This is a genomic window from Halorussus sp. AFM4, assembly GCF_051194995.1.
Taxonomy (GTDB): Archaea; Halobacteriota; Halobacteria; order Halobacteriales; family Haladaptataceae; genus Halorussus.
Genome location: NZ_JBNTJT010000002.1, coordinates 67,969 through 92,826, shown reverse-complemented (window position 1 = coordinate 92,826; position 24,858 = coordinate 67,969). Strand labels below are relative to the sequence as shown.

At 69.6% G+C, this 24,858-nt stretch carries 25 protein-coding genes; 13 read left to right on the top strand and 12 right to left on the bottom strand.

Going from position 1 to position 24,858, the window contains the following annotated elements:
- Nucleotides 1-24: 24 nt before the first annotated feature.
- On the bottom strand, nt 25-1,122 hold the full coding sequence (gene gfo6 / locus ACQUQF_RS08695) for a D-xylose 1-dehydrogenase Gfo6 (RefSeq protein ID WP_435177824.1): 1,098 nt from the start codon (nt 1,120-1,122) through the stop codon (nt 25-27).
- Between the two features lie 154 nt (nt 1,123-1,276).
- On the opposite strand from gfo6, the gene ACQUQF_RS08690 reads away from it, so the two are divergent.
- From ACQUQF_RS08690 to ACQUQF_RS08680, 3 genes are all read left to right on the top strand, one after another.
- On the top strand, nt 1,277-2,152 hold the full coding sequence (locus ACQUQF_RS08690) for an EamA family transporter (RefSeq protein ID WP_435177822.1): 876 nt from the start codon (nt 1,277-1,279) through the stop codon (nt 2,150-2,152).
- Between the two features lie 119 nt (nt 2,153-2,271).
- Nucleotides 2,272-4,086, top strand: coding sequence for an acyl-CoA carboxylase subunit beta (locus ACQUQF_RS08685; RefSeq protein ID WP_435177820.1), 1,815 nt, complete (start codon nt 2,272-2,274; stop codon nt 4,084-4,086).
- A gap of 376 nt (nt 4,087-4,462) precedes the next feature.
- Nucleotides 4,463-4,867, top strand: coding sequence for a DUF5658 family protein (locus tag ACQUQF_RS08680; protein ID WP_435177818.1), 405 nt, complete (start codon nt 4,463-4,465; stop codon nt 4,865-4,867).
- A 24-nt stretch (nt 4,868-4,891) separates the two neighbouring features.
- Here the strand turns inward: ACQUQF_RS08680 and ACQUQF_RS08675 are convergent, their stop codons facing one another.
- The gene (locus ACQUQF_RS08675) at nt 4,892-5,365 is read right to left on the bottom strand and encodes a MaoC family dehydratase (protein ID WP_435177816.1); all 474 of its coding nucleotides are present in this window, start codon (nt 5,363-5,365) and stop codon (nt 4,892-4,894) included.
- Nucleotides 5,366-5,560: 195 nt separating this feature from the next.
- On the opposite strand from ACQUQF_RS08675, the gene ACQUQF_RS08670 reads away from it, so the two are divergent.
- Both ACQUQF_RS08670 and ACQUQF_RS08665 read left to right on the top strand, forming a co-directional pair.
- A complete protein-coding gene (locus ACQUQF_RS08670; RefSeq protein ID WP_435177814.1) occupies nt 5,561-6,793 on the top strand; it encodes a PQQ-binding-like beta-propeller repeat protein in 1,233 nt (410 codons plus the stop codon).
- 29 nt (nt 6,794-6,822) lie between these two features.
- On the top strand, nt 6,823-7,701 hold the full coding sequence (locus ACQUQF_RS08665) for an HpcH/HpaI aldolase/citrate lyase family protein (protein WP_435177812.1): 879 nt from the start codon (nt 6,823-6,825) through the stop codon (nt 7,699-7,701).
- A gap of 30 nt (nt 7,702-7,731) precedes the next feature.
- Here ACQUQF_RS08665 and gdhB read toward each other — a convergent pair whose 3' ends face one another.
- Complete coding sequence (gdhB, locus tag ACQUQF_RS08660) at nt 7,732-9,033, bottom strand: glutamate dehydrogenase GdhB (RefSeq protein WP_435177810.1); 1,302 nt, start codon at nt 9,031-9,033, stop codon at nt 7,732-7,734.
- 224 nt (nt 9,034-9,257) lie between these two features.
- On the opposite strand from gdhB, the gene ACQUQF_RS08655 reads away from it, so the two are divergent.
- The 3 genes from ACQUQF_RS08655 to ACQUQF_RS08645 all read left to right on the top strand — a co-directional run bounded on the left by ACQUQF_RS08655 (nt 9,258) and on the right by ACQUQF_RS08645 (nt 12,086).
- Entirely contained in the window at nt 9,258-10,514 is a 1,257-nt protein-coding gene (locus ACQUQF_RS08655) for a Glu/Leu/Phe/Val family dehydrogenase (protein ID WP_435177808.1), read from the top strand.
- Nucleotides 10,515-10,811: 297 nt separating this feature from the next.
- The gene (locus ACQUQF_RS08650) at nt 10,812-11,396 is read left to right on the top strand and encodes an archaellin/type IV pilin N-terminal domain-containing protein (RefSeq protein WP_435179506.1); all 585 of its coding nucleotides are present in this window, start codon (nt 10,812-10,814) and stop codon (nt 11,394-11,396) included.
- A gap of 171 nt (nt 11,397-11,567) precedes the next feature.
- Nucleotides 11,568-12,086 (top strand): GNAT family N-acetyltransferase, encoded by a 519-nt coding sequence (locus ACQUQF_RS08645; protein ID WP_435177806.1) that lies wholly within the window; start codon nt 11,568-11,570, stop codon nt 12,084-12,086.
- 19 nt (nt 12,087-12,105) lie between these two features.
- Here ACQUQF_RS08645 and ACQUQF_RS08640 read toward each other — a convergent pair whose 3' ends face one another.
- Nucleotides 12,106-13,248, bottom strand: a complete 1,143-nt coding sequence (locus ACQUQF_RS08640) for an acyl-CoA dehydrogenase family protein (RefSeq protein ID WP_435177804.1) — start codon at nt 13,246-13,248, stop codon at nt 12,106-12,108.
- 126 nt (nt 13,249-13,374) lie between these two features.
- On the opposite strand from ACQUQF_RS08640, the gene ACQUQF_RS08635 reads away from it, so the two are divergent.
- The 3 genes from ACQUQF_RS08635 (at nt 13,375) to ACQUQF_RS08625 (ending at nt 17,368) form a co-directional block, all read left to right on the top strand.
- Complete coding sequence (locus ACQUQF_RS08635) at nt 13,375-14,820, top strand: arylsulfotransferase family protein (protein ID WP_435177802.1); 1,446 nt, start codon at nt 13,375-13,377, stop codon at nt 14,818-14,820.
- Nucleotides 14,821-14,892: 72 nt separating this feature from the next.
- Nucleotides 14,893-15,702 carry an RIO1 family regulatory kinase/ATPase domain-containing protein gene (locus tag ACQUQF_RS08630; RefSeq protein WP_435177800.1) on the top strand — a complete coding sequence of 270 codons (810 nt, stop codon included), beginning with the start codon at nt 14,893-14,895 and terminating at the stop codon, nt 15,700-15,702.
- Nucleotides 15,703-15,829: 127 nt separating this feature from the next.
- Nucleotides 15,830-17,368 carry an aldehyde dehydrogenase family protein gene (locus tag ACQUQF_RS08625; protein ID WP_435177798.1) on the top strand — a complete coding sequence of 513 codons (1,539 nt, stop codon included), beginning with the start codon at nt 15,830-15,832 and terminating at the stop codon, nt 17,366-17,368.
- Nucleotides 17,369-17,610: 242 nt separating this feature from the next.
- On the opposite strand, the gene ACQUQF_RS08620 is transcribed toward ACQUQF_RS08625, so the two are convergent.
- From ACQUQF_RS08620 to ACQUQF_RS08600, 5 genes are all read right to left on the bottom strand, one after another.
- The gene (locus ACQUQF_RS08620) at nt 17,611-18,117 is read right to left on the bottom strand and encodes a DUF7344 domain-containing protein (RefSeq protein ID WP_435177796.1); all 507 of its coding nucleotides are present in this window, start codon (nt 18,115-18,117) and stop codon (nt 17,611-17,613) included.
- Nucleotides 18,118-18,369: 252 nt separating this feature from the next.
- Nucleotides 18,370-19,173, bottom strand: a complete 804-nt coding sequence (locus tag ACQUQF_RS08615) for a carbon-nitrogen family hydrolase (RefSeq protein WP_435177794.1) — start codon at nt 19,171-19,173, stop codon at nt 18,370-18,372.
- Complete coding sequence (locus tag ACQUQF_RS08610; protein ID WP_435177793.1) at nt 19,170-19,592, bottom strand: CoxG family protein; 423 nt, start codon at nt 19,590-19,592, stop codon at nt 19,170-19,172. The genes ACQUQF_RS08615 and ACQUQF_RS08610 overlap by 4 nt, the downstream gene beginning before the upstream one ends.
- Before the next feature lie 108 nt (nt 19,593-19,700).
- The gene (locus ACQUQF_RS08605) at nt 19,701-19,925 is read right to left on the bottom strand and encodes a DUF7123 family protein (protein WP_115796176.1); all 225 of its coding nucleotides are present in this window, start codon (nt 19,923-19,925) and stop codon (nt 19,701-19,703) included.
- Between the two features lie 106 nt (nt 19,926-20,031).
- On the bottom strand, nt 20,032-20,217 hold the full coding sequence (locus ACQUQF_RS08600; protein WP_115796177.1) for a DUF7525 family protein: 186 nt from the start codon (nt 20,215-20,217) through the stop codon (nt 20,032-20,034).
- 90 nt (nt 20,218-20,307) lie between these two features.
- Between ACQUQF_RS08600 and ACQUQF_RS08595 the strand changes: the two genes are divergently transcribed.
- Both ACQUQF_RS08595 and ACQUQF_RS08590 read left to right on the top strand, forming a co-directional pair.
- Nucleotides 20,308-21,522, top strand: a complete 1,215-nt coding sequence (locus tag ACQUQF_RS08595; protein ID WP_435177790.1) for an LEA type 2 family protein — start codon at nt 20,308-20,310, stop codon at nt 21,520-21,522.
- A 266-nt stretch (nt 21,523-21,788) separates the two neighbouring features.
- Nucleotides 21,789-22,193 carry a DUF7528 family protein gene (locus tag ACQUQF_RS08590; RefSeq protein WP_435179504.1) on the top strand — a complete coding sequence of 135 codons (405 nt, stop codon included), beginning with the start codon at nt 21,789-21,791 and terminating at the stop codon, nt 22,191-22,193.
- Between the two features lie 180 nt (nt 22,194-22,373).
- Here ACQUQF_RS08590 and ACQUQF_RS08585 read toward each other — a convergent pair whose 3' ends face one another.
- The 3 genes from ACQUQF_RS08585 to ACQUQF_RS08575 all read right to left on the bottom strand — a co-directional run bounded on the left by ACQUQF_RS08585 (nt 22,374) and on the right by ACQUQF_RS08575 (nt 24,833).
- Nucleotides 22,374-22,547, bottom strand: a complete 174-nt coding sequence (locus ACQUQF_RS08585) for a hypothetical protein (protein WP_435177788.1) — start codon at nt 22,545-22,547, stop codon at nt 22,374-22,376.
- Nucleotides 22,548-22,655: 108 nt separating this feature from the next.
- Nucleotides 22,656-23,684, bottom strand: coding sequence for a PhoU domain-containing protein (locus ACQUQF_RS08580; RefSeq protein ID WP_435177786.1), 1,029 nt, complete (start codon nt 23,682-23,684; stop codon nt 22,656-22,658).
- A gap of 57 nt (nt 23,685-23,741) precedes the next feature.
- Nucleotides 23,742-24,833 (bottom strand): ATP-NAD kinase family protein, encoded by a 1,092-nt coding sequence (locus tag ACQUQF_RS08575; RefSeq protein WP_435177784.1) that lies wholly within the window; start codon nt 24,831-24,833, stop codon nt 23,742-23,744.
- Nucleotides 24,834-24,858 lie beyond the last annotated feature (25 nt).

Below are 24,858 nucleotides of genomic sequence, written 5' to 3'. Positions count from 1 at the left end.
TCCCGCGTTCCGAGCGAAGCCTACTCAGACGCCGACGTCCCCGACCTCGACCCGCCGGCCCGTCTCGGCCGACTCGTAGACGGCCTCGACCGCTTCCATGTCGGCGACGCTGTCCCGGCCGTCGGGCTCCGGGTCGGCGCCGGTCAGCACGCAGTGGGCGAAGTAGTCGAACTCCTCGGCCACCTCGTTGACGTACGAGCCGGTGTACTCGGCGCGCTCGTCGCCGATCTCGACGTCGAGCGTCGGCTGGATCTCGGAGTCGAACGCGGGGTTCAGCTCGACCTGGCCCTCGGTGCCGACGAGCCGGAGCCTGTCGTCGCCCTGGGCGTTGTAGCTCGCGGTGCACGAGGCGGTCGTGCCGCCGGGGAACTCGAGCTGGAAGGCGACGTGCTCGTCCAGGCCCTCGAACGCCGCGTCCGGGGCGCTCGTGGTGGCCTGCGCCGCGATCGGGTCGGCGTCGAGCAGGAACCGGGCCGCGTTGAGGGGGTAGACCCCCACGTCCATCGTGGCGCCGCCGCCCGCGAGGTCGGGGTCGAGCCGCCACTGGTCCTCGCCGCCCGCCGCCAGGATGTGGCCCGTGAACCAGCCGTGGAACGCGACCGGGTCGCCCAGCAGGCCGTCGCGGACCATCTCGCGGAGCCGGCGGTGGGCGGGTTCGACCTGCGGCCGGTAGCCGACCATCAGGGTCACGCCCGCCGCCTCGCAGGCCCGGACCATCTCGCGGGCGCGGTCGGCGTTGACCTCGATCGGCTTCTCGCAGAGGACGTGCTTGCCGTGGTCGGCCGCGGTCCGGGCGTAGTCGAGGTGGAGCGCGTTCGGCCCGGCGACGTAGACGGCGTCGAAGGCGTCGACGCCATCGCCGGCCTCGAACTCGTCGTAGGTGAGCGTGGCGCCGATGCCGTACTCGCCGGCGACCGACTCGGCCTTCTCGGGCGAGCCGCTGACGAGCGCCGACACCTCGCAGAACCGCGTGCGGTCGGTCGCGGCGTCGCCTTCCAGCGCCGGCAGGACGTGGTCGCAGGCGAACTCGCCGAGCCCGAGCAGCGCGACCCGGACGGTCCCCTCCGCGTCGGTCTGCCAGTCGCGTTCCGCGAAGTCGCCCAGGTACGAGTCGAGGTTCATGCCAATCCGGTCGGCTCGGACGCCGGAAAGTGTACCGGCGGCGGCCCGGCGGAGCGACTTCCCTCGAATCACCCGACCCGGCCGCCGAAACACGATCACCGACTGCCGGGCCTCGGCCGGGCGTTTCTTCCCGGCCGGCAGAGAAGGCCGCGTCGTGGTAGGACTCGGCATCTGGTACGCGGCGGTCGCGGCGCTGGTCTGGGGCGGCTACCTGTTCGGGCTCAAGCGGTACGTCTCGGGGTACCCGCCCGCGGTGGTCATCGTCGGCGCCAACGCGGCCGGGGTCGCGTGGTACCTCCCGGTCGTCGCGCTCCGGCCGGCGGACGGGCCGCCGGTCGGCGAACTCACCCTCCGGGGAGTCGCGCTGATCGGCTTCGTCCTGGTCGCCAGCGCCGCGGCGTACCTCGCGCTGCTGTACGCGCTGAACGCCGGCGACGTCTCGTACGTCGCGCCGCTGGGCAAACTGGTCCCGGCCTTCACCCTGCCGCTGGAGGTGCTGCTGGTCGGCGAGCGCCTTGCACCGTCCCAGGTCGTCGGCGTCGGCTTCGCGACGCTGGCGGTCTACCTCGCCAACTACCAGTCGACCGGCCTGCTCGCGCCGATTCGCCGGGCGGCGACCCATCGACCCGCCCAGCTCGCGCTCGGCAGCGCCGCCCTCTACGGCGCGGTCGACGTCGGGACCCGCGTCGTGCTCCAGGGCGTGGGTGTGCGGTCGGACGTGTGGGTGCTGGTCTACACCGGCGGCGTCGGGGTCGTCCTCCTGCCGCTGGCGGCCCGGCAGTGGTCCGGCGAACTCGGCGCGGCCCTGCCGACGTTCGCGGCGCTCGGCGCGGTCGTCGCGGCCGGAACCCACCTCATGACCCAGGCGTTCGACGTCCTCCCGGCGAGCATCGTCTCGCCGATCCTCAACACGCAGGCCGTCGTCGCCGTCGTCCTCGGCGGCCTGCTGCTCGGCGAGGACCGGTTCGGGCTCCGGCTGGTCGCGGGCGCGGTCGCGGTCGTCGGCATCGCGCTCATCGCGCTCGGGTGAACACGGTCGGCCGAGTCGCGGTCGGGTGAACCGCGCGCGGGATCACGGCGGCGGGCGCCGCCGGCAATATTCGCGCCCAAATGGAAAACGGTTTGAAATTGCTCGCCGGACGCTTGGACATGAAAGTCCGCGTCAGCGACGGTGCGACCGACGAGGAGGCCTCCGCCATCGCCGAGGCGCTCGCCCGGCACGTCCGCGACGAGGTGGAGGTGTACGTGGGCGACGCCGACGCGCCCGCGGCGGTCCGCGAGGCGCCGGTCGCCGAGGCAGGGGCCGGCGGAGCGGGGTCGACCGGCGCAGGGGCCGCACGAACAGCGACCGACGGGGCGGCGGCCGGCGCCGGTGGGCCGACGGACGACCTCGGGCCGACCGACCGCGAGCGGGCGCTCTGGGACGAGATCGAGGACATCGAGCTCGGCGGCCCCGAGAAGTACCGCGAGCGCCTCGAGGAGCAGGGCAAGCTGTTCGTCCGCGACCGGCTCGACCTCTGGTTCGGCGACCTGCTGTTCGAGGACGGCAAGTTCGCCAACTTCGACGCCTGGCACCCCGACAGCCCGGAGGTCGACGCGGACACCGACGACCGGCTGCCCGGCGACGGCCTGCTCACGGGCGCGGCGGAGTTCGAGGGCCGGGAGGTCCACTTCATGGCCAACGACTTCACCGTCAAGGCCGGCTCGATGGCCGAGAAGGGCGTCGAGAAGTTCCTCCGGATGCAGCAGCGCGCGCTGAAGTCGGGCAAGCCGGTGCTCTACCTGATGGACTCCTCCGGCGGGCGCATCGACCAGCAGACCGGCTTCTTCGCCAACCGCGAGGGCATCGGGAAGTACTACTACAACCACTCGATGCTCTCCGGGCGGGTCCCCCAGATCTGCGTGCTCTACGGGCCCTGCATCGCGGGCGCGGCCTACACACCCGTCTTCGCCGACTTCACGGTGATGGTCCGGGACATGTCGGCGATGGCCATCGCCTCCCCGCGCATGGTCGAGATGGTCACCGGCGAGCAGATCGACCTCGAAGAGCTGGGCGGCCCGGACGTCCACGCCAAGCACTCGGGCAGCGCCGACCTCGTGGCCGACGACGAGGAGCACGCCCGGCAGCTCGTCGCGGACCTCATCTCCTACCTGCCCGACAGCGCCGACGAGAAGCCGCCCAGAACAGAGGGCCGGCCCCCCGCCAAGTCCCCCGAAGGTATCGACTCGATCGTCCCCCAGGAGCCCAACCGGGGCTACGACATGACCGACGTCATCGACCGCGTAGTCGACGAGGGGTCGTTCTTCGAGCTCAAGCCTGAGTACGGCACGGAGATCGTCACCGCGTTCGCCCGCATCGACGGCCGGCCGGTCGGCATCGTCGCCAACCAGCCCGCCCAGCGCGCCGGCGCCATCTTCCCCGACGCCGCCGAGAAGGCCGCGGAGTTCATCTGGACCTGCGACGCCTACGAGATTCCGCTGCTCTACCTCTGCGACACGCCCGGCTTCATGGCGGGCTCGCAGGTCGAGAAGGACGCCATCCTCGAGAAGGGCAAGAAGTTCATCTACGCCACCTCCTCCGCGACCGTCCCGAAGCAGACCGTCGTCGTCCGGAAGGCCTACGGCGCGGGCATCTACGCGATGGGCGGGCCGGCCTACGACCCCGAGAGCGTCATCGGGCTCCCCTCTGGCGAGATCGCCATCATGGGACCGGAGGCCGCCATCAACGCCGTCTACGCCCGGAAGCTCTCCGAGATCGACGACGAGAAGGAGCGCGCCGCGAAGGAGCGCGAGCTCCGCGAGGAGTACCGCGAGGACATCGACGTCCACCGGATGGCCAGCGAGGTGGTCATCGACGAGATCGTCCCGCCGAGCACCCTCCGGACCGAGCTCCGCAACCGGTTCGCCTTCTACGAGGACATCGAGAAGGACCTGCCGGACAAGAAGCACGGCACGATCCTCTGACCGGCCCCTGGACGCTACAAGCCGTCCCCGCCGACTCGCCGAACCGTCCCCACGACTCTCCGGGTCGTCCCCGCAGACTCTCCGGGCGGTCGTGCACCCTCTGAACGACCGTCCCGACGCCCCGACCGGTGCTGCCGATTCGCCGACCGGCGCTGTGACCGCGGACCGGCGCTGGAACACGCCGACCCACGCCGGCGACTCCCCGCCGGCGCGCCGAACAGGTCCGGCCTGTGAGGACGCGTCGTCGCTGTAACGCGGCGTTTTCTGCCGGTTCGGACGCCGACGACCCGGTTCTCCGGCGTTCCCGATGTCGCGGCGAGAGCGATCGCGCTGCGGCGTTAATCCGGCGTGTCAGCGCCTAAGGAGCCGTATAACAATGGACGGTCTCGTCGTCCGTGGAATCGTGAGTTCTGACGGACGTTACTGGTCGGCGCTGGCCAGCACCGGACGACGACGCCTGACCGATCCGCTGGCGGGCGTCGGCAGGACCGAGCGGACGCTCTGGATACTCGTGGGGGTGGCGCTCGTCGGCGACCTGCTCACGACCTACTACGGGCTCCGGATGGGGCTGTCCGAGTCGAACCCGGTGGCCCGGGCCGCCATCCGGCAGTTCGGGTTCGGGGCGATGGTGGGGATGAAGCTGTTCGCGGTCGGAATCGGGCTGGGCTGCCGGCGGCTCCTGCCCGAGCGACACGGTCTGCTCGTCCCAGCGGGGCTCGCGGTCCCCTGGCTTGCGGCAGCGGTCGTCAACCTCGCGCTGTACGCGATGGTCGTGGGGTGAGCCGGGTCCTCTCGTCCGGGACCTCTACTGCTCTTCCTTCTTCAGCGACAGCACCGTCCGCTCGAACTCGCAGACCAGCGTCTCGCCGTCGTCCTCGTCGTCGCGGTCGACCGCGAACGCCTCGACGCGCATCGTCACCACGCCGCGCTCGCCGTCGGAGGTCTCGCGCTTGTCGGTCACGGTCGACTGCGCCCGGATGGTGTCGCCGTGGAACACCGGGTTCGGGTGCTCGACGTCGTCGTAGCTGAGGTTCGCGACGATGGTCCCGTCGGTGGTGTCGGGGATCGAGAGCCCGACCGCCAGGCTCATCGTGTAGAGGCCGTTGACCAGCCGGTCGCCGAACTGGGTGTCGGCGGCGAACTCGGCGTCGAGGTGGAGCGGCTGCTGGTTCATCGTCATGTCGCAGAACCGCTGGTTGTCCGACTCGCTGATCGTGCGTCGCTTCTCGTGTTCGATCGTCTCGCCGACCTCGAACTCCTCGTAGTAGAGCCCAGTCACGCGCGGACTGTCGCCTCGGCCGGGCAAAAATCCCGCCGGTTCGGCGCGTCCGGGCGTCGTCCCGGCCCGACCGTCGAACCGGCTCGCGACCGCTGCCGTCGGCGTCAGGCGGCGCCTGCGGACCGGTAATCACCGCATAACAAAGCATAAGTCCCGAATAAATCGGGTCGCAGTCAGTCACAGCCGAGGCTCACCATGTCTGAGGACGCAAGCCGGTTCGAGTGGGCGCGACAGCCGACAGGGGAAGACAGCGTCGGCGCGACCGCCGGCCGCGACGCGGCGCCGGGGACGCCGCGGGGCGCGACGCCCCCGGCCGGCGGGTCGGGCGCACGCGAGTCGCAACCGCGACACTCGCGTTCGCGTCCGGCGCGGGCCGACGTTCCGCACGACCGGCTTGCCGACGACGGGACGGGTGCCGAATCCGTCGTCGACGACGCTCGCGACCGCATCCCCGCTCCGGCCCGACCGCGGGTCCGCTTCCGCTTCCGGGCCGACGGGCCGGTCGCGACCGCGCCCGTCGTTCGCGACGGGACGGCGTACCTCGGCTGTGCGACCGGCTGCACGCACGCGATCGACCTCGCCGACGGGACCGAGCGCTGGTCGGTCCGGACCCGGGGCCGGGTGACCGGACCGACAATTGCCGACGACGCCGTGTACGCGGGAACGAGCGGCGGTGCGGTCCTCGCGCTCGACGCGTCGACCGGCGACCGGCGGTGGACGTTCCGCACCGACGGTGACGTCCAGGCGAGGCCCGCGGTCGCCGACGGTACCGTCTTCGCCGCGGCGGACGACGGCCGGGTCGCGGCCCTCCACGCCGCCGACGGCTCCCGGCTCCGGACGTTCCGGAACGCCGCGCGGTCGCTCTGCGCGGTGGGCGTCGACGACGAGCGCGTCCTGCTCGCCAGCCTCGCCGGCGGTGCCTACGCCCACGACCGGACCGACGGCCGGGAGCGCTGGCGGTTCGAGCCGGCGGTCGCGGTCGCCGGAGCGCCCGCGGTCGACGGCGAGACCGCGTACCTCGGCACGGTCGACGACGGCCGGGTGTGCGCGGTCTCGGCGGTGACCGGCCGGGAGCGCTGGCGCGCCGAGACCGACGGGGCCGTCTGGGCGTCGCCGGCGGTCGCGGACGGGACCGTCTTCGCGGGGAGCGCCGACGGGTCGGTCTACGCGCTCGACGCCGACGACGGGTCGGTGTCGTGGCGGACCGACCTCGGCGCGCGGATCTGGGCGTCGCCGACGGTCGCCGACGGCGCGGTCCTCGTCGGGACCGAGGCGGGCGACGTCTGCGGAATCGACGCCGAGGAGGGCACGATTCTGTGGTGGTACCGGGCGGCGGACGCCGTGGTCGCGCCGGTGGCCGCGGCCGACGGGACGGCCTACGCGGCCGACCGCGGCGGGGTCGTCACGGCGCTCGCGCTTCCGGAATAGTTGAACCCTCGGAGCGCGTGGTGTCGCGCATGCCGCGACGAAGCCTACTGTTCACGCCGGGCGACCGCCCGGAGATGATGCGCAAGGCGCCGAGCGCCGGCGCCGACGTGATCGTGTTCGACCTGGAGGACGCCGTGGCGCCAGACGCCAAGGACGAGGCGCGAGAGGCGGTCCGGGACGTGCTGGCCGATCCAGAGTTCGCGCCGGACAGCGAGGTCTGCATTCGGGTGAACCCGACGGGCATCGCCGCGGACGACGACCTCCGCGGGATCCTGAGCGGTTCCGACGGCGACGACGCGGCCCGGGCCGCCGACACGCTCGACGCCGTGATGCTCCCGAAGACCGAGCGCGCGGCCGACGCCGAGACGCTCGCCGACCTGCTCGCCGAGCGCGGCGCGGAGGTGCCGATCCTCGCGCTGGTCGAGACGGCCGCCGGCGTGCTCGCCGCCGAGGAGATCGCCGCGGTCCGCGAGGTCGACGCGCTGGTGTTCGGCGCCGAGGACCTCGCGGCCGACCTCGGCGCGACCCGGACCGACGAGGGGACGGAGGTCCTCCACGCCCGCGAGCACGTCGTCCTCGCGGCCAGCGCCGCGGACGTCGACGCCATCGACACGGTTCACACCGACTTCGAGGACGTCGACGGACTGCGCGAACAGACCGAGTTCGCGGTCCAGCTGGGCTACGACGGGAAGCTGGCCATCCACCCCGCGCAGGTCGACCCCATCAACGAGTCGTTCACGCCCGACCCCGAGCGGGTCGAGTGGGCCGAGCGCGTACTGGAGGCGAAGGAGGAGGCCGACGCCGAGGGCCGGGGCGTCTTCCGGGTCGACGGCGAGATGATCGACCCGCCCCTGATCGCGCGGGCCGAGCGCGTGCTGGCCTACGCCGAGGCGGCGGAAGAGGAGTAGCGTCCGAAGCGGTCCTGCGGTGCTGTCAGCTCAGGGCCAGAGCCCGCGGGTCGACTTCGCCTCGGCGATCCGCGAGAGCGCCACGACGTAGGCGGCGTCGCGCCAGCTGATGTCGCGGGCCTCGACCTCCCGGCGCACGTCGTCCCACGCCGAGAGCATGTGGGTCTCCAGTTCCTCGTTGACGCGCTCGAGCGACCACTGGCGGCGGTTGATGTCCTGGAGCCACTCGAAGTACGACACCGTCACGCCGCCCGCGTTCGCCAGGATGTCGGGGATGACCTGGACGCCGTTCTCCTCGAGGATGGCGTCGGCGGCGAACGTGGTCGGGCCGTTGGCGCCCTCGACCACGATGTCGGCCTGGACGTCACCGGCGTTGTCGGCGGTGAGGACGTTGCCGATAGCAGCGGGCACGAGCACGTCCACGTCGAGTTCGAGGATCTCCTCGTTCGAGAGCTTCTCGGGCGCGTCGTGGGTCATCACGGCCTCGGGCTCCTCCTCGTGGGAGGGCACCGCGCGGGTGTCGAGCCCGTCGGGGTCGTAGATGGCGCCGTTGACGTCGCTGACGGCCACGACGTTCGCGCCCCAGTCGTCGAGCAGGCGGGCGGCGTTCGCGCCGACGCTGCCGAACCCCTGGACCGCCACCGTGGTGTCCTCGAGGTCGTAGTCGTAGTAGTCGGCGGCCTCGCGGACGACGATGGCGACCGACCGGCCGGGCGCCTCCTCGCGGCCCTCGCTGCCGCCGACGACCGGCGGCTTGCCCGTCACGACGCCGGGGATGGTCTCGCCCTCCTGCATCGAGTAGGCGTCCATGAACCAGGCCATCGTCTGGGCGTCGGTGCCCATGTCCGGCGCCGGGATGTCCTTCTTCGGGCCGACGAACTTCCGGAGCTCCTCGGCGAACCGGCGGGTGAGCCGCTCCTTCTCGTCGTCGCTCAGTGCCTTGGGGTCGACGACGACGCCGCCCTTGCCGCCGCCGAACGGGAGGTCCATCACGGCGCACTTCCAGGTCATCCACATCGACAGCCCCACGCACTCCTCCTCGCTGACGTGGGGGTGGAAGCGCAGGCCGCCCTTGTAGGGACCCCGGACGTCGTCGTGCTGGGCGCGGTACCCGGTGAACACCTCGACGGTGCCGTCGTCGCGCTTCAGCGGGACCGCGACGCGGTGGACCTTCGTCGGGTGCTTCAGGCGCTCGATGACGCCCTCGTCGACGTCGAGGTGGGCCGCGGCGTGTTCGAGCTGTCGCCGGGCCGTCTCGAGCGCCGACTCCGGCTGCTCGGTCTGCTCGTCGGCGTCCGCCGGTTCCGCGGCTTCGGTCGTGCCTGAGGACATTGGTAGAGAAGTGGTCCGTGCAGGCGCTTAAAATATTAATGCTATTGATTCCACTTAGGTCCTTATACACATACTTACGGTCCGGCGGGGATAGGGATGGCGGGGGTCGACAGGCGGAGAGAGCGTCGCGGGAGACCGGACGCGCGGCGAAGCGGCTCCTCCGCTTCCGGAAACTGTATGAGTTGTAGTAACGAACCTCCGACCCGACGGTACGACTTCCCACCATGTCCGAGCAAGCAAACCCCTTCGAGAGCCTGCAGGAACAGATCGACGACGCCGCCGAGTACGTCGACGCGGGAGACGACGTGCTGAACCGGCTCAAACACCCCGAGCGCGTGCTGGAGACCAACCTCTCGGTCGAGATGGACGACGGGGAGATCGAGGTGTTCAAGGCGTTCCGCTCGGAGTTCAACGGCGACCGCGGCCCCTACAAGGGCGGCATCCGCTACCACCCGAACGTCTCCCGAGACGAGGTGAAGGCCCTCTCCGGGTGGATGGTCTACAAGTGCGCCGTCGTCGACATCCCCTACGGCGGCGGCAAGGGCGGCATCGTCATCGACCCCGACGACTACAGCGAGTCCGAACTCGAACGCATCACCCGGTCGTTCGCCAAGGAGCTGCGGCCGTTCATCGGCGAGGACAAGGACATCCCCGCGCCCGACGTCAACACCGGCCAGCGCGAGATGAACTGGATCAAGGACACCTACGAGACGCTGGAGAACACCACCGAGCCCGGCGTCATCACCGGCAAGTCACCCGACTCCGGGGGGAGCGCGGGCCGCGTCGAGGCGACCGGTCGCTCGACGATGCTCACCGCCCGCGAGGCGTTCGACTACCTCGACAGGGACATCGCGGGCGCGGAGGTCGCGGTCCAGGGGTACGGCAACGCCGGGTGGATCGCGGCCAAGCTCCTCCACGAACTCGACGCCAACGTCGTCGCGGTCAGCGACTCCAGCGGCGGAATCTACGCCGAGGACGGCTTCAACCCCGTCGACGTCAAGGACCACAAGAACGAGACCGGCAGCGTCGTCGGCTACCCCGGCGCCGACGAGGAGCTCTCCAACGAGGACGTGCTGACGCTCGACGTGGACCTGCTGGTCCCGGCCGCGCTCGAGAACGCAATCGACGGCGACCTCGCGCGCGACGTGCGGGCCGACGTCATCGTCGAGGCCGCGAACGGCCCGCTCACCCCCGAGGCCGACGAAGTGCTGGCCGAGGCCGACACCTACGTCTTCCCGGACATCCTGGCGAACGCAGGCGGGGTCACGGTGTCGTACTTCGAGTGGGTCCAGAACCGCCAGCGGTTCTACTGGACCGAGCAGCGGGTCAACGAGGAGCTCGAACGCATCATCACCGCGGCCTTCGACAACCTGGTCGAGACCTACGAGCGGACCGGCGCGCCCAACATGCGGACGGCGGCCTACGTGGTCGCCATCCGGCGGGTCGTCGACGCCTACGAGGAGAGCGGCAACTGGCCCTGAGCCGCGGCTCCCGGGCGTGGACGCCCGTCGCGGGACGGCTCGACCGCCGGGACCCCGGTCGGACCGAATCCGTATCGGGACTCCACCCGGAGCTGTTCGGAACGTGACCGAACGGGTCCGAAGTCGCCTTTTTATCCACCATCACACTGGATACAATTCTATTATCTATCTACGCTCATATTGCGGAGAGAACGCCTCTACCCCTGATACCGTGCCACAGACCGAGTATTTTCAGCTGTGATAATGGTCTCGGGGATTTATGTCCTCTGTGCGAGAAGAGTGGTCCAGAAGAGAAGCATGTTCGACATCGAGAACGGGCGGGTCGACCGCGGTCAGGTGGGCATCGGCACCCTCATCGTGTTCATCGCGATGGTGCTGGTCGCCGCCATCGCGGCCGGCGTGCTCATCAACACCGCGGGCTTCCTCCAGACCAAGTCCGAGCAGACCGGCGAGGAGAGCACCGCGAGCGTGACGAACCGCGTGAACGTCGTGAGCAGCGTCGGCATCGTCGGCAACGACCAGACCGTCCACCTGGTCAACCTCACCGTGATGAAGAACTCCGGGTCGGGCGACATCAACCTCTCGACGGCGACCGTCGAGTGGCTGGGTCCCGACACCGGAAAGATCCTGCAGAACGGGACGACCGCTGATGCAAACCACTTCAACCTCTCCGCCATCAAGGACAAGCAGGACACCTTCCCGGTGCTGCACAACCAGGAGGACCGGTTCCGGATCACCATCAACGCGGACGAAATAGGGAACGCCGGCGGACTCGAAGGCGGTGAAGAGTTCACCATCAAGATCGTCACCTCGGCGGGCGCGATGACCTACCACCACAGCATCCCGCCGTCGCTCTCCGAGAAGGACGCGGTGCAGCTCTAGTCGGTCCGCTCTCCTCTCTGCTTCCCGAACGACCGGACTCGGACAGCCACCGGGTCGAACGGACTTCTCGGGGTGCGTTCCCGAACGTCGACTATCGGACCCAGTTTTCGCTCCGGGCGACCGTCAAACGTGTGAGAAACCGTTATACCGCGAACCTCCGAACGCGACCGCATGGCCGGCGCTGCGTTCCTCCGCGGTGACAGACTGACGCTCCGGACGGTCGAGCCGGCGGACTACGAGTTCGTCCACCGGCACTGGAACGACCCCGAGGTTCGCCGGGGGTTCGCTCGCTCGACCCCGCGAACCCGCGAGGATGTCGCCGAGTTCTTCGAAGAATCCGACGACGAGTCGGTCCACTTCGTCGCCTGTGTCGACGGGGAGCGGGTCGGTTTCGTCTGGCTGTTCGAAATCGACGACGTCGCCGGCAGGGCAGAACTGGGGTACTGGGTCGCGCCCGACGAGCAGGGCAACGGCTACGCCACCGAGCTCGCCGACCTCGCCGTCCGGTACGCCTTCGACGACCGGGGACTGCGGAAGGTATCGGCGCGCGTCTTCGAGTGGAACGACGCCTCGCGGCGCGTCCTCGAGAGGACCGGATTCCGCCAGGAGGGTCACCTGCGCGACCACTACTACGTGGACGGCGAGCGCGTGGACGCGTCCCTCTACGGGCTCCTGAGAACGGAAGAATAGCTCCCCGACCAGGGCCGGGCTACAGTCCGAGCTCCCGCCCGACGACCAGGTGCTGGATCTCGCTCGTGCCCTCGCCGATCTCCATCAGCTTCGCGTCCCGGAAGAACCGCTGGGGCGCGAAGTCCTCGGTGTAGCCGTAGCCGCCGAGGGTCTGGACCGCGTCCTCGGCGACCTCGCGGGCGGCCTCGCTGGCGTCGAGCTTCGCCAGGGCGCTCTCGCGGGTGACCGGCTCGCCTCGGTCGTACTTCCAGGCCGCGCGGTGGGTCAGCAGCCGGGCGCGCTCGACCTTCCGGTCCATCGAGACGACCTTGTTCCGGATGGCGTCGAACTTCGAGATGGGCTGACCGAACTGCTCGCGCTCTGTGCTGTACTCCTTCGCGGCCTCGTAGGCGCCCTGCGCGAGGCCGGTCGACAGCGCGGCGATGGAGATGCGGCCGCCGTCCAGCGTCTTCTTGGTCTGGTCCCAGCCGTCGCCCTCCTCGCCCAGCAGTCGGTCCTGGGGGACGCGGACGTCGTCGAGCTGGATCTCGCACGTCGGCGAGGCGTTCAGCCCCATTTTGTCCCAGACGGTCGTGACCTCGAAGCCGTCGTCCTCCTCGGGGTCGACGATGAACGTCGAGATGCCGTCGTAGCCGGCCCCCGGGTCCGTGACGGCCTTGACGAGGACCGACCCGGCGACGTTGGCGTTGGTGATGAACTGCTTGGTCCCGTTGAGGACCCACTCGTCGCCGTCCTTCTCCGCGGTGGTGTCCATGTCGCTTGCGTCCGAGCCGCTACCGGGCTCGGTCAGCGCCCACGAGCCGAGGTACTCGCCCTCCGCGAGCGGCCGGAGCCACCGCTCCTTCTGGGCCTCGGTGCCGAACAGCTCGATGGGCTTCGAGGCGAGCGAGACGTGGGCCGCGTAGGAGAGCCCGACCGACCCCGACACCCGGCCGAGCTCCTCGGTGACGAGCGCGTACATGAGCTGGTCGCCGCCCAGCCCGCCGTACTCCTCGCTGACGGGCACGCCCATCATGTCGAGGTCGGCGAGCTCGTCGAAGATCTCGGCGGGGAAGCGGTGTTCGTCCTCGATCTCCTGGGCCACGGGCTCGATCTCCTCGTCGCAGAACCGACGCACCTCGTCGCGGATCATCTGGTGCTCGTCGGAGAGTCCGAAATCCATGCGCAAAATTTGCGCGAGCCGGAGTATAAAGTCACCGAAGCGAGCGGTTCCGACGCCGACGACGCCGCTCCGGACCCGGTCGTCACCGCCACAACGCTGTTGACGGACACCGCCGTACCAGGCCGTGTGAATGCCCAAACGCCGACCCGCGCCGCCCTCGGCGCTCTCAGCCTCGGACTGGTCCTCGCACTCGCCGCCGGATTCGTCACCGCGGGACAGTCGCCGAACGCCCGGTACGACCGGGCGGCGGAACTGGCGCCCGGCGAACGGGAACGGGTGGTCGGCCATCGGTCGGGCGTCACGGTCGTCACGGTCCAGCGAGGCGACATGCGGGGGCTCTCGGGGGAGCTGGTCGCGTTCCGGCCGAACGGGACCGTGCTCTACCAGACGGAGCGGCACAGCTCCTACTGGGACGTCGACCCGAGTCCTCGCGGTGACCGCACGGTCACGTACGTCGCCTCGAAGTGGCTGAACGAGTCGGTCTGCGGGGGCGGCCCGCTGCTCTCCGACCGCGGTGACTGCCGCCGGAACGTGGTCGAACGGCTGAACCTGACCACGGGCGAGCGCACGCGGCTGTACAGCCACCGGATGGAGGGCGGCCGGTGGCACGACGTCGACGTCATCAACGACACCCACATCCTCGTCGGCGACATCGGCAACGAGGCGGTCTTCCTGGTCAACACCTCGTCGGGCATCCGGGAGTGGACCTGGACCGCCGAGAGCGAGCTCCCCATCACCAGCGGCGGGAGCTACGACAAGGACTGGGTCCACATCAACGACGTCGAACTGCTCGACGACGGCCGGGTCATGGTCGACCTCCGCAACCAGGACCAGGTCGCCTTCCTGAACCGGAGCCGCGGCATCGTCGCGAACTGGACGCTCGGCGGCGAGAACGACTACTCGGTCCTCCGGGAGCAGCACAACCCCGACTACATCCCGGAGTCGGCGGGCGGCCCGGCGGTGGTGGTCGCCGACTCCGAGAACGACCGCATCGTGGAGTACCAGCGCCAGAACGGCGGGTGGAACCGGACCTGGACGTGGACCGACGAGCGGATGCAGTGGCCCCGCGACGCCGACCGCCTGCCGAACGGTCACACGCTCGTCACCGACACCATCGGTGACCGCGTGTTCGAGGTGAACCGGCGGGGCGAGATCGTCTGGCGGCTGCCCGTCGACCGGGCGTACGAGGCCGAGCGGCTCGGGACCGGCGACGAGAGCGCCGGCGGGCCGAGCGCCGCGAGCGCCGGCATCCGGTCCCACCGGGGGACGACCGTCGACGGTCCCGTCGACCGGTTCGAGGAGGCGGTCCGGAGCGCGGTCCCCGTCGGCGTCCAGAACGCGCTGCTGGGCTACTTCTTCCCGTGGTGGATGGGGTTCTACGACGTGCTGGCGGTGTTCGCGCTGGCCGGCGTCCTGCTTGTCTGGGGCAGTCTGGAGCTGTGGTGGGCGGTCTCGCTCCCCGCGTCGGCGTCGCTCGGAGCCGACGCGCTCCCGTCGCTGCGGTCGGTGCTGGTCCTGACGGCCCTGGCCGTCATCGGTTACGCCGCGTCTGTCATCGCCTCGCTGATGTGAGCAGTTCGAACCGCGGGCCGGAGTCGGCGCGGGCAAGTGGCTTTTTGAGGGCCGGCCGCCTAGTCGCGGCCGATGGGCATCCGGCGACTGGTCCGCGGGACCATCGAGTGGCAGCGCCTCGAGGCCGTCTTCGCCGAGCTGGCGCGGCGGTACGACCAGTCCGAGCTCCGCGTCGAGTTCCTCGACGCCGACAACTGGCTGTCGACCCCCGCGGTGGTCGACGACCAGTGGTTCGTCAAGATCGTGACCGACCAGAACTCGCTGGTCCACGCGCTGTTCACGGGCGCGCGCAACCTCGGCGCGTTCTCGTCGGGCACGGAGGGGTTCTTCGAGCACTTCGCCGACCCGCTGGAGATGTGCGAGCACGAGCTCGAGGCGACCCGCCGGATGCGCGAGATCGGGCTCAACGTCCCCGCGCCGGTCGAGGCGTTCGAGGTCGACGGCATGGGCGTGCTCGTGATGGGCTACCTGCCCGAGTTCCGGATCCTGGACGACCTGTCGCCCGAGGAGGTCGAGCGGTTCGCCCCCGAGGTGTTCGGTGCGCTGGCGGTGATGCACGAGAACCGGCTCGCGCACGGCGACCTCCGGGGCGAGAACGTCCTGGTGCAGGACGGCGAGGTGTACTTCATCGACGCGACCAGCGTCCGGGAGGACGCCATCGAGGAGGCCCGGTCGTACGACATCGCGTGCGCGCTGGGGGCGCTCGAACCGCTCATCGGCGCGAGCGCGGCGGTCGCGGCCGCGGCCGAGCACTACCCGCCCGACCAGCTGCTCGCGGCCCGGGAGTTCCTCGACTTCGTGAACATCCGGCCGGACCACGACTTCGACGCGGTGACCGTCAAGGGCGAGGTCGAGAAGCTGGCCGACGCCGAAGGGACGTGACGTCGTATCAGCCTCGCAGTAACGACTGACTCCGGCGCCGTCCGGCGATACGGATGGCCAACTTCTCGCCCGAACGACCCGAATTGAGAGACTTTTTAGTCGTGCCCGTCCCAATTTTTGCCAGAGCATGAGCCAGCAAGCCAGCGAGCAGACCTACCAGCACTACATCGGCGGCGAGTGGACCGAGGGCCACGGCGACGAGACGTTCGAGAGCGTCGACCCCTCGAACCGGGAGGTGCTCGGGGAGTTCCACCGCGGGACCGAGGCGGACGTCGACGACGCCCTCGCGGCCGCCGAGGAGGCCGAGGAGGAGTGGCGCGAGCTCTCGTACATCGACCGCGCCGAGTACCTCTGGGACGTCTACCACGAGCTCAAGGACCGGACCGACGAGCTCGGCGAGATCGTGACCAAGGAGTGCGGCAAGGAGATCTCGGAAGGGAAGGCCGACGTGGTCGAGGCCGCCCACATGGTCGAGTGGGCCGCGGGCAACGCCCGCCACCCCCACGGCGACGTGGTCCCCTCCGAGATCCCCAGCAAGGACGCCTACATGCGGCGCAAGCCACGCGGCGTCGTGGGCTGTATCACCCCGTGGAACTTCCCGGTCGCCATCCCGTTCTGGCACATGGCCATCGCGCTGGTCGAGGGCAACACCGTCGTCTGGAAGCCCGCCGAGCAGACCCCGTGGTGCGGCCAGATCATCGCCGAGATGATGGTCGACGCCGGCATCCCCGACGGCGTGTTCAACATGGTCCAGGGCTTCGGCGACGCCGGCAACGCCATCGTCGAGGACGACCGCGTCGATACCGTGCTGTTCACGGGCAGCAGCGAGGTCGGCCACAAGATCGCCGGCAAGGTCGGCGGCGAACCCGGCAAGCTCGCCGCCTGCGAGATGGGCGGGAAGAACGGCATCGTCGTCACCGAGGAGGCCGACCTCGACATCGCGGTCCACTCGGCGGTGATGTCCTCGTTCAAGACGACCGGCCAGCGCTGCGTCTCCAGCGAGCGGCTCATCGTCCACGAGGACGTCTACGACGAGTTCAAGGAGCGGTTCGTCGAGCTCGCCGAGAGCGTCTCGGTCGGCGACCCGCTGGAGGAGGACACCTTCATGGGCCCGGTCGTCGACGAGCAGCAGGTCGAGAAGTTCCACAAGTACAACGACCTGGCCCGCGAGGAGGGCGCGAACGTGCTGGTCGACCGCGCCGAACTCGAACCCGACGAGATCCCCGAGGACCACGAGGACGGCTACTGGGTCGGCCCGTTCGTCTACGAGGTCGACTACGACCCGGACCTCCGGTGCATCAAGGAGGAGGTGTTCGGCCCGCACGTCGCGCTCGTCGAGTACTCCGGCGACGTGGACCGCGCCATCGAGATCCACAACGACACGCCCTACGGGCTGGCCGGCGCGGTCATCTCGGAGGACTACCGCCAGATCAACCAGTTCCGCGACGAGGCCGAACTGGGCCTGGCGTACGCCAACCTGCCGTGCATCGGCGCGGAGGTCCAGCTCCCGTTCGGCGGCGTCAAGAAGTCCGGCAACGGCTACCCGAGCGCCCGCGAGGCCATCGAGGCGGTCACCGAGCGCACGGCCTGGACGATGAACAACTCGAAGGACATCGAGATGGCGCAGGGACTCAGCGCGGACATCAAGACCGAGAGTGATGACTGAACTGCGAGGCCCTTGTGGCCGAGCAAATTCAGTCATCACTCTCGCAGAGAGCGACGATTAGACTACGAGACCTGCCGTTGCGTGGTCGAGCAAGTCTAATCGGCGTTCTCGCAGATCCCGACGATTGAACAGCGAGGCCCTCGTGACCGACCAATCTCTGGCGGCGGACTCGTAGAGAGCGATAGAAGACGAACCAGTTCCAGGCTTCCGCGGAAACCCGCGGTTCCCGCGACGGGAACCGCTCAGTCGAGGAGTCGCAGCAGCTTCGGTCCCTCGACGGCCATCACGAACGAGACGCTGAGCATCATGAACGTCACGGTGAGCAGGCCGTAGAGGTCCTCGGTCCCGAAGTGGGTCGCCGGCGCCGTCCCGAGCCAGTTGCCCGCGATGGCGGCGCTGCCGATCACCGCGGTCCAGAGGAAGTAGCGGCTCCACTGGTGGGAGGGCCGGCCCTGCCGGGGTTCGTCCACGTCGAGGAAGCGACGCAGGCGGTCCGGGTCGGCGGTCAGCCTGACCGTCCGGGCGTCGGCGTCGTAGGTCACGACGCCGTGGTCGCTCAGGCGGGGGATGTGGGTCTGGTAGAGCGAGGAGTACACCTGCTTTCGCTGGCGCGAGGAGAGGTCGGCGACGGGCGTGTCGTTCTCCCACGCCGCGATGCGCGCGCTCAGGTCGGTCAGCGTTATCTCGGGGTCCTCAATCAGGTGGCGGAGGAGGCGGCGCCGCCGTGAGTTGCCGAGGAGGTCGAACATCGTCTCCCGGGAGGGACCCGCCGGTGGCTCCCCGCCCTCGTTCGGTACGCCGGTTCGAGTCGTCGCTTGGGCCATCTGTCCGTTATGTGGCCATTATTTTGCACCGTAATTAAGATTCGGGTTTTCACTCTTATGGCCGGGAGACGACCGATTTCTCCCGTTTCGGTCGAGCGAGGTCCCCGCGCGGTCGATAGTAAACTGAGAGGAACCAGAGAGGGGTTGATACGGGGTTCGCCTCCCGCGTCCGGACCGTCAGAGCCGCCGGTCGCGCCACGCCGGGAACTCCTCGCGGACCGCCGCGACCCGGTCGAGGTCGACGTCGGTGACGACGAGGTCGGGGTCGTCGCCCGTGCCCGCCAGCGTCGTGCCCCACGGGTCGTACACCGTCGAGCGGCCGAGGAGCTCGGCGTCGTCGAACTCGCCCGACCCGTTGATGGCCGCGACGAACAGCTGGTTCTCGACCGCGCGGGCCCGGGGCAGGAGCTGCCAGTGCTCGACGCGGGGGTACGGCCAGGCGCTCGGGACCAGGATCAGGTCCGCGCCCTCCGCCGCGATGTCGCGGTACAGCTCCGGGAACCGGAGGTCGTAGCACGTCGTCATCCCGACCGTCGCTCCCTCGAACTCGGCGACGCCCAGGCTCTCGCCGGGGACCAGCATCCGGGCCTCCGCCGACTCGTAGCCGAACAGGTGGTGCTTGCGGTACACCGCGAGCCGCCGGCCGTCGCGGTCGAACAGGACCGAGGTGTTGGCCAGCCCCTCGTCGGCCGGGGTCTCGACGCTCTCGGTCTCGGCGAGGTCCTCCACGATGCTGCCGGCGAGCACGCCGATGCCGTGCTCGCGGGCGGCGTCGGCGATGCGGGAAAGCGTCGGGCCCTCGACGGGTTCGGCCGCGCGCTGGTAGGCGTCGAACGCGAAGTAGCCCACGTTGAAGATCTCCGGGAGCGCGACGAGGTCGGCGCCCCGGTCGGCGGCCTCCGCGACGGCGGCCTCGGCGCGCTCGCGGTTGTCCTCGACCGCAGCCGACTCGATCTCCAGCTGGGCGAGCGCGAGTCTCACGCCGGAACCTCCTCCCGGAGCGCGGCCTCGAGGTTGTCGAGCTCCTCGTCGAGGTGCTTCTTGAAGTAGCGCTCGATGCCGGGCATCTTCCCCTCGACCGTGAACCGGTTGACGAGCCGGCTCCCGTCCTCGGTCTCCTGGATCTCGTGTTCGCCGGTGACCCGAAGCGCCGACGACCGACCGACGAACTTCACGTACCGCGGCGGGTCGCGCTCGACGTCCTCGGTCTCGACCGGGACGGTCCTGTCGAGGAACGGGATCGGGAGCTTGATCCGCCAGATGGACCGGTTCTCGCCGACGAGCTCGTAGTCGTCGACCACGCTGATGGCGGTGGCTCGCTTCTCCGGGTCCGAAATGAACTCCCACACGTCTTCGGGCGCGACCGCGAGATCGAAGGTTCGCTCCACCCGGACTGTCATACCGGTCGTTCGGGACGCGCTCTCAAAAACCCGCCGGACCTCCCGTCGCTTCCGTGCCGGGATTACACCGAACTGCCGCTGCTCCGCGGTCGTGACTCCCCGAGGGACCTACCCCGGAGTCACCTTCCAGGTCGTCGACTTCGCGCGGCCCCACTTCTCGATGTCGACCTCCTCGGTCTTCTCGGCGAGCTCGGGCAGCCGGACCCCCACCTGCTTCGAGGACAGCCCCAGCTGCTCGGCGATGTTCTTCGACCTGAAGTAGCGCTCGCCCTTCGAGACGCTCTCGCGGAGGTAGGCAACGATCCGTTGTTCCTCGTCGGTGTAATCGGTCATCGTCACGGGTGTGTAAGGGGTTGCGACCCTTAACGATTTCCCGTGGGAAACGGCCCACGTCCGGGGATGACCGGCGCGTCGGTCGCGTCGCGGAACCGGGCGTTACTCACCAGAACAGGTGGACCGCCGCGACCGCGAGGACGCCGGCGGTCACGGCGGCGGCGAAGCCCCACGCGGCGAGTTCGGTGCCCGGCGCCACGAACATCGCGACCGTCGCGCCCGCCGCCAGCAGCGTGAACAGCGTCGCGAGTCCGATACCCTTGTCGCTCCCGACCGTCTCGGTTTCGGCCATGTCAGGGGGTTCCGGCGGCCCGAACTTAGTTCATTCTACTCGCCGATACGTGACGGTACCTTTTACGTGGTGGAGTGCGGGCCGGCGCGTATGGGACTCTCGCTCAAGTCGACGTTACTCGGGAGCAAGATTCGGATACTGTTCTCGGTGGTGCTGGTACTCGGCGTCGTCGTCGCCGGCGGCGTCTCGCTGGGCGTCCTCGGCGCGCCCGGCGTCGGCGGTATCGACAACAGCTTCGGCAACGTCACGGAGAACACGACCGAGATACGGACCGACATCACGGTCAGTAACCCCAATCCCGTCGGAATCAGTCTCGGCGGCGTGTCGGTGTCGTACGACGTGACGATGAACGACGTGGCGATGGCCAACGGCACGAAGGAGGGCGTCTCGGTCGGCACCGGCAATAGCACCGTCGAACTCACCACGCTGATGGCCAACGACCGGATTCCGGCGTGGTGGGTCAGCCACGTCCGGAACGGCGAGCGGACGACGCTCCGGGTCGACGCCTCGGTCCGGTCGGCGACGCTCGGGCGCAGTTTCGATGCGCCGCCCGTGACGCGCCGGATCTCGACCGACCTCGTCTCGCAGTTCAACTCCACGGAGCCCCGGCCCGTCAACGCCAGCCAGCCGCTGGTCTCGGACCCCGTGGCGTACGTCAACGAGACCAGCGCCCGATGGGGCGAGGTGACGTCGTCCGAGACGCCCATCGCGCTGCGCTTCGAGGTGTACAACGCCAAGACGCTGCCGATGGTAATCACGGAGATCGGCTACGACATCACGATGAACGACATCGAGGTGGGGAGCGGCGCGAGCCGGACCGGCCACGTCATCGAGGGCCACACCACCGAGACGATCGACACCCGCACCGTCATCCGGAACGCGAAGCTCGACGAGTGGTGGGTCTCGCACCTGAAGAACGACCAGGTGACCGAGCTCCGCATCGACTTCTACGCCCGCGTCGAGCTCGCCGGCGAGACGTTCCGGATCCCCCTGGACGAGCTGACCTACACGAAGACCGTCGAGACCGACATCCTCGGGTCGAAGGGCGAGTCGACCGACGGCGGCGAGTCGAACGACGCGACGACGACCGGCAGCGACGGGTCGGAGACCAGCGACGGAAGCGGCGCGACCACCGAGGAGTCGACCGCGACGACCACCGAGAAGGCGACAACGGACGAGACGGCGACCACCGACGGCGGGTCCGCGACCGACGAATCGACCACCACGACCGGCGAATCGACCACCGGCGACGAGACCACGACCGACGACGGGCTCTTCGCTCGCGACCCGTCGGGAGTCCGGTGAGTCGACCGCCGCGGCCGCGGCACCGGTAGTCAGAGCGACCGCCGTCCGTGCGCCGAACTCCCCGACGGGACGGTGTCACTCGCCGGCGGAAGGCGCAGAAATTAGGGGGCGTCGACAGAACTTTATAGCCGGCGATGCGACCTACGTTCGCATGACACGGAGTGTTGACGCTCCTGATCGAGTTCTTCTCGGGCGATGAGAACGACGTCTCGGTCCGACGGGACGGCGAGTCGATAGTGCTGGCAGTCGACGGCCGCGACTACGAACTGTCCAGAGACGAGGCCGCCCAGCTGCAGGACGCGGTCGGCGACGCGCTGACCCAGCGCCGGGAGTTCTTCCGGACGGCGGGGGTCCACCGCGAGGACGGCACCTACGAGGTCTCGCGCCGGGGCGCGGACTCGGCGGGCAACTCGAAGGTGTTCGAGAGCTTCGAGGTGCTGCGCCGGCTGTACGACCGGCTGCCCGACGAGTTCTCGGCCGACGACGTCGGCCGGACCGGCATCACGGGCTCGCGGCGCCACATGCTGGTGCGGCACTTCGCCGAGCACCCGGCGTTCGACTGCGGCATCGCGCGCCGGAACCCGCTGACCGCCGAGAAGACAGGAGACGACGCCGGAGAACCGAGCGACGAAGCAGACGCCAAGGAGGTCGGGGTGGTCAGCGCGGACTGACGTCCCCGCTCGACTTCCCCGAACGTAGCGCCTCTCCAGCGACGGACGATTTTCCAACGGCCTCCAGTTCGAGTACGGACCGCGACCGACAGGTGCAGCTACTGGTTCTCCGTCGTCGGAGCGGTTCGACGTGTAGCTGTGCGGTCCGGGGCAGTGCCCGAGAAAACCGACCGAGCGGGGCTACGTGTCCGGTCGCATGTCGAAGCCCTCGATTTCTTTGATCTCGGTCGACCCGCACTCCGGACACTCGCCGTAGGGTTCGTCGAACGTCGCGCCGCAGTTCGTGCACTCCAGCGCGACGCCCGCTTCGTTGTCGGGGACGAGCATGTCGCGGATCGTGTCGACGATTCCCATACCCACGCTTGCGTCCGCGGCCTGAAATCGGTTGTTGCCGAAACGTCCGGTTTCCCTCGGAGAGCGGTTTGCGCGGTCAGTGAGGTCGAAAAGGGCGCGACGACCGGTTCAGTTGATGGTCGTGTGCTCGCTCTCCTCGTTGAGCGCGAGGTTCGCGGCGATCTCGGCGTTCCGCATGGCGTACTGGGCGGTCTGCTGGAGGCTGACCAGCACCTCGCGGACCGCCAGCAGGGCGTCGTTGTCCATCTCGGGGAGGTCCGAGAGGATCTCGCTCTCGCGGTCGCCGATCTCGTGGAACAGCGCACGGACCTCCAGGGTCTTGTCGTAGTCGCGCTCGACCGCGGCCTGGACCGCCTTCGCGGTTATCTCGTCGACCTGGTCGGTGAACTCCCGGATGCGCCGCATCGTCTGACCGTCCACGTCGAGGGTGTTGCCCTCGGCCTCGAGCGCGATCTCGGCGATGTCCTCGGCGTTGTCCGCCGTGAGTTCGAGGTTCTTGGCGATCGAGCGGTAGCCGATGAGCGGGAAGCCGCTGTCGAGGTCCACGGCCCGCGCGAGCGTGGGGTTCTGGTAGGCCGTGAAGATGAGCCGGAGCAGCAGGACGAAGATCTTGTTCGCCTGGCGCTCGCGGTTGAGCGCCCGCTCGGCGAGGTCGGGGTTGCCGTGGGCCAGCGCCTTGACCGCCTCGCCCCGCATGGTCGAACCGGTGTTCTCCAGGCGCTCGAGCAGGTTGTCGAGGCTGAAGTCCTCCGGGTCGACCGAGCACCGGATGGCGATGCTGTCGGGGGTCTCCTCGACCACGCCCAGCCCCATCAGCTGGGTCTCGGCCTTGTACACGGCGTTGATGTGCTCGCTGTCGAGGGTCTCCTCGCTCTGGAGGTGGATGACTCGCCGCCCGAGCACGTACTGGGCGACGATGGCGCGCTCGACCGCGTAGGCGTCGAGGTTCTCGGCGTGGATGACCGCCTCCGACTCCTCGGTGTGGGCCGACTCCGGCAGCACCGTCAGCGTCCCCTTCCCGCCCATGCGCAGCGACACCTCGTCGCCCTTCTCGACGTTGTTCTCCGAGGCCCACTCCGCGGGGAGCGTCATCGCCAGCGTCGAGGGACCCAACCGTTGCACCTTTCGCGTTTCCATACGTCCCCCATCGTCACCGGAGAACCTTAAACTTCACTAGGAGACGATTATTGTACCTTAAATGACCTTCATCATCCTCCGTTCGAATCGGCCGACCCGGACCTTCCGCCACCCCCGCAGCGACTCGTCGACCTCGTCGTCGCCCGTATCGACCCGGAGGACGCCGATACCGTCGAGTTTGGGCTTGGACGCGACCACCTCGACCGCCGACCGCCGGATGACCGCGGGCGAGATCTGGTCGTTCCCCCGGCCGAAGACGAACCCCTGGCCGCCGATGGGCGACACCACGACCACGTTCCGGTCGCCCAGGTTCGCCAGGATCTCGTCCTCGGTCGCGTCCGCGACCAGCACCTCGCCGTCCCGCCACACGTCGACCCCGAGCGGCGACCCCTCGAAGCCGAGCTCGTCCTCGATCGCGCCGACCGTGCTGCCCGGGCCGAGGACGTAGGTCGCGCCCTCGTCGGACCGGATATCGTCGGCCGCGCCGGCCGCCAGGCTCTCGACGGTGCCGCCGCCGACCTGCTTGCTCGACTGGAGGTCCTCGGCGACCGGCACCGCCGCCACGCCGCGCAGTTCGGCCCGGACCTCCCCCTCGCGGTAGGCGTCCTCGTCGATGTCGTTGACCTCCCGGTCCTCGGTCCGGTCGAAGTCGGCCGCGACCCGGCCCGCGGCCGCGGGCGTGACCGCGAACACCGCCGAGTAGACCTTCACGCCGGCCGGGACGCCGAGCACCGGGATCTCGGCGCCCGCCTCGTCGAGCGTCTGGGTCACGTCGACCGCGGTGCCGTCGCCGCCGACGAACAGGATTAGGTCGACGTCCTCGGCGGCGAACCGCCGGACGGCCTCGCGGGTGTCGGCCGCGGTCGTCTCACCGTCGCGCTCCGGGCGGCCCACTACCTCGGGGTCGAAGCCCGCCTCGCGGGCCTCGCGCTCGCCCATCTCGCCGCCGTAGGTCAGCAGTCGGACCTCGGGGCCGCCCGACGCGTCGGCGCGCTCGGCGAGCGACCGGAGCGCGTCGACCGCCCGGTCGGGCGCGCGCGGTTCCGCGCCGCGCTCGCGGGCCTCCTCGACCTTCCCGTCGGTGCCCTTCAGGCCGACTCGCCCGCCCATCCCCGCGACGGGGTTGACCACGACGCCGATGGTTCGCATGGGCGCGGCTACGGGCGTGGCGCGC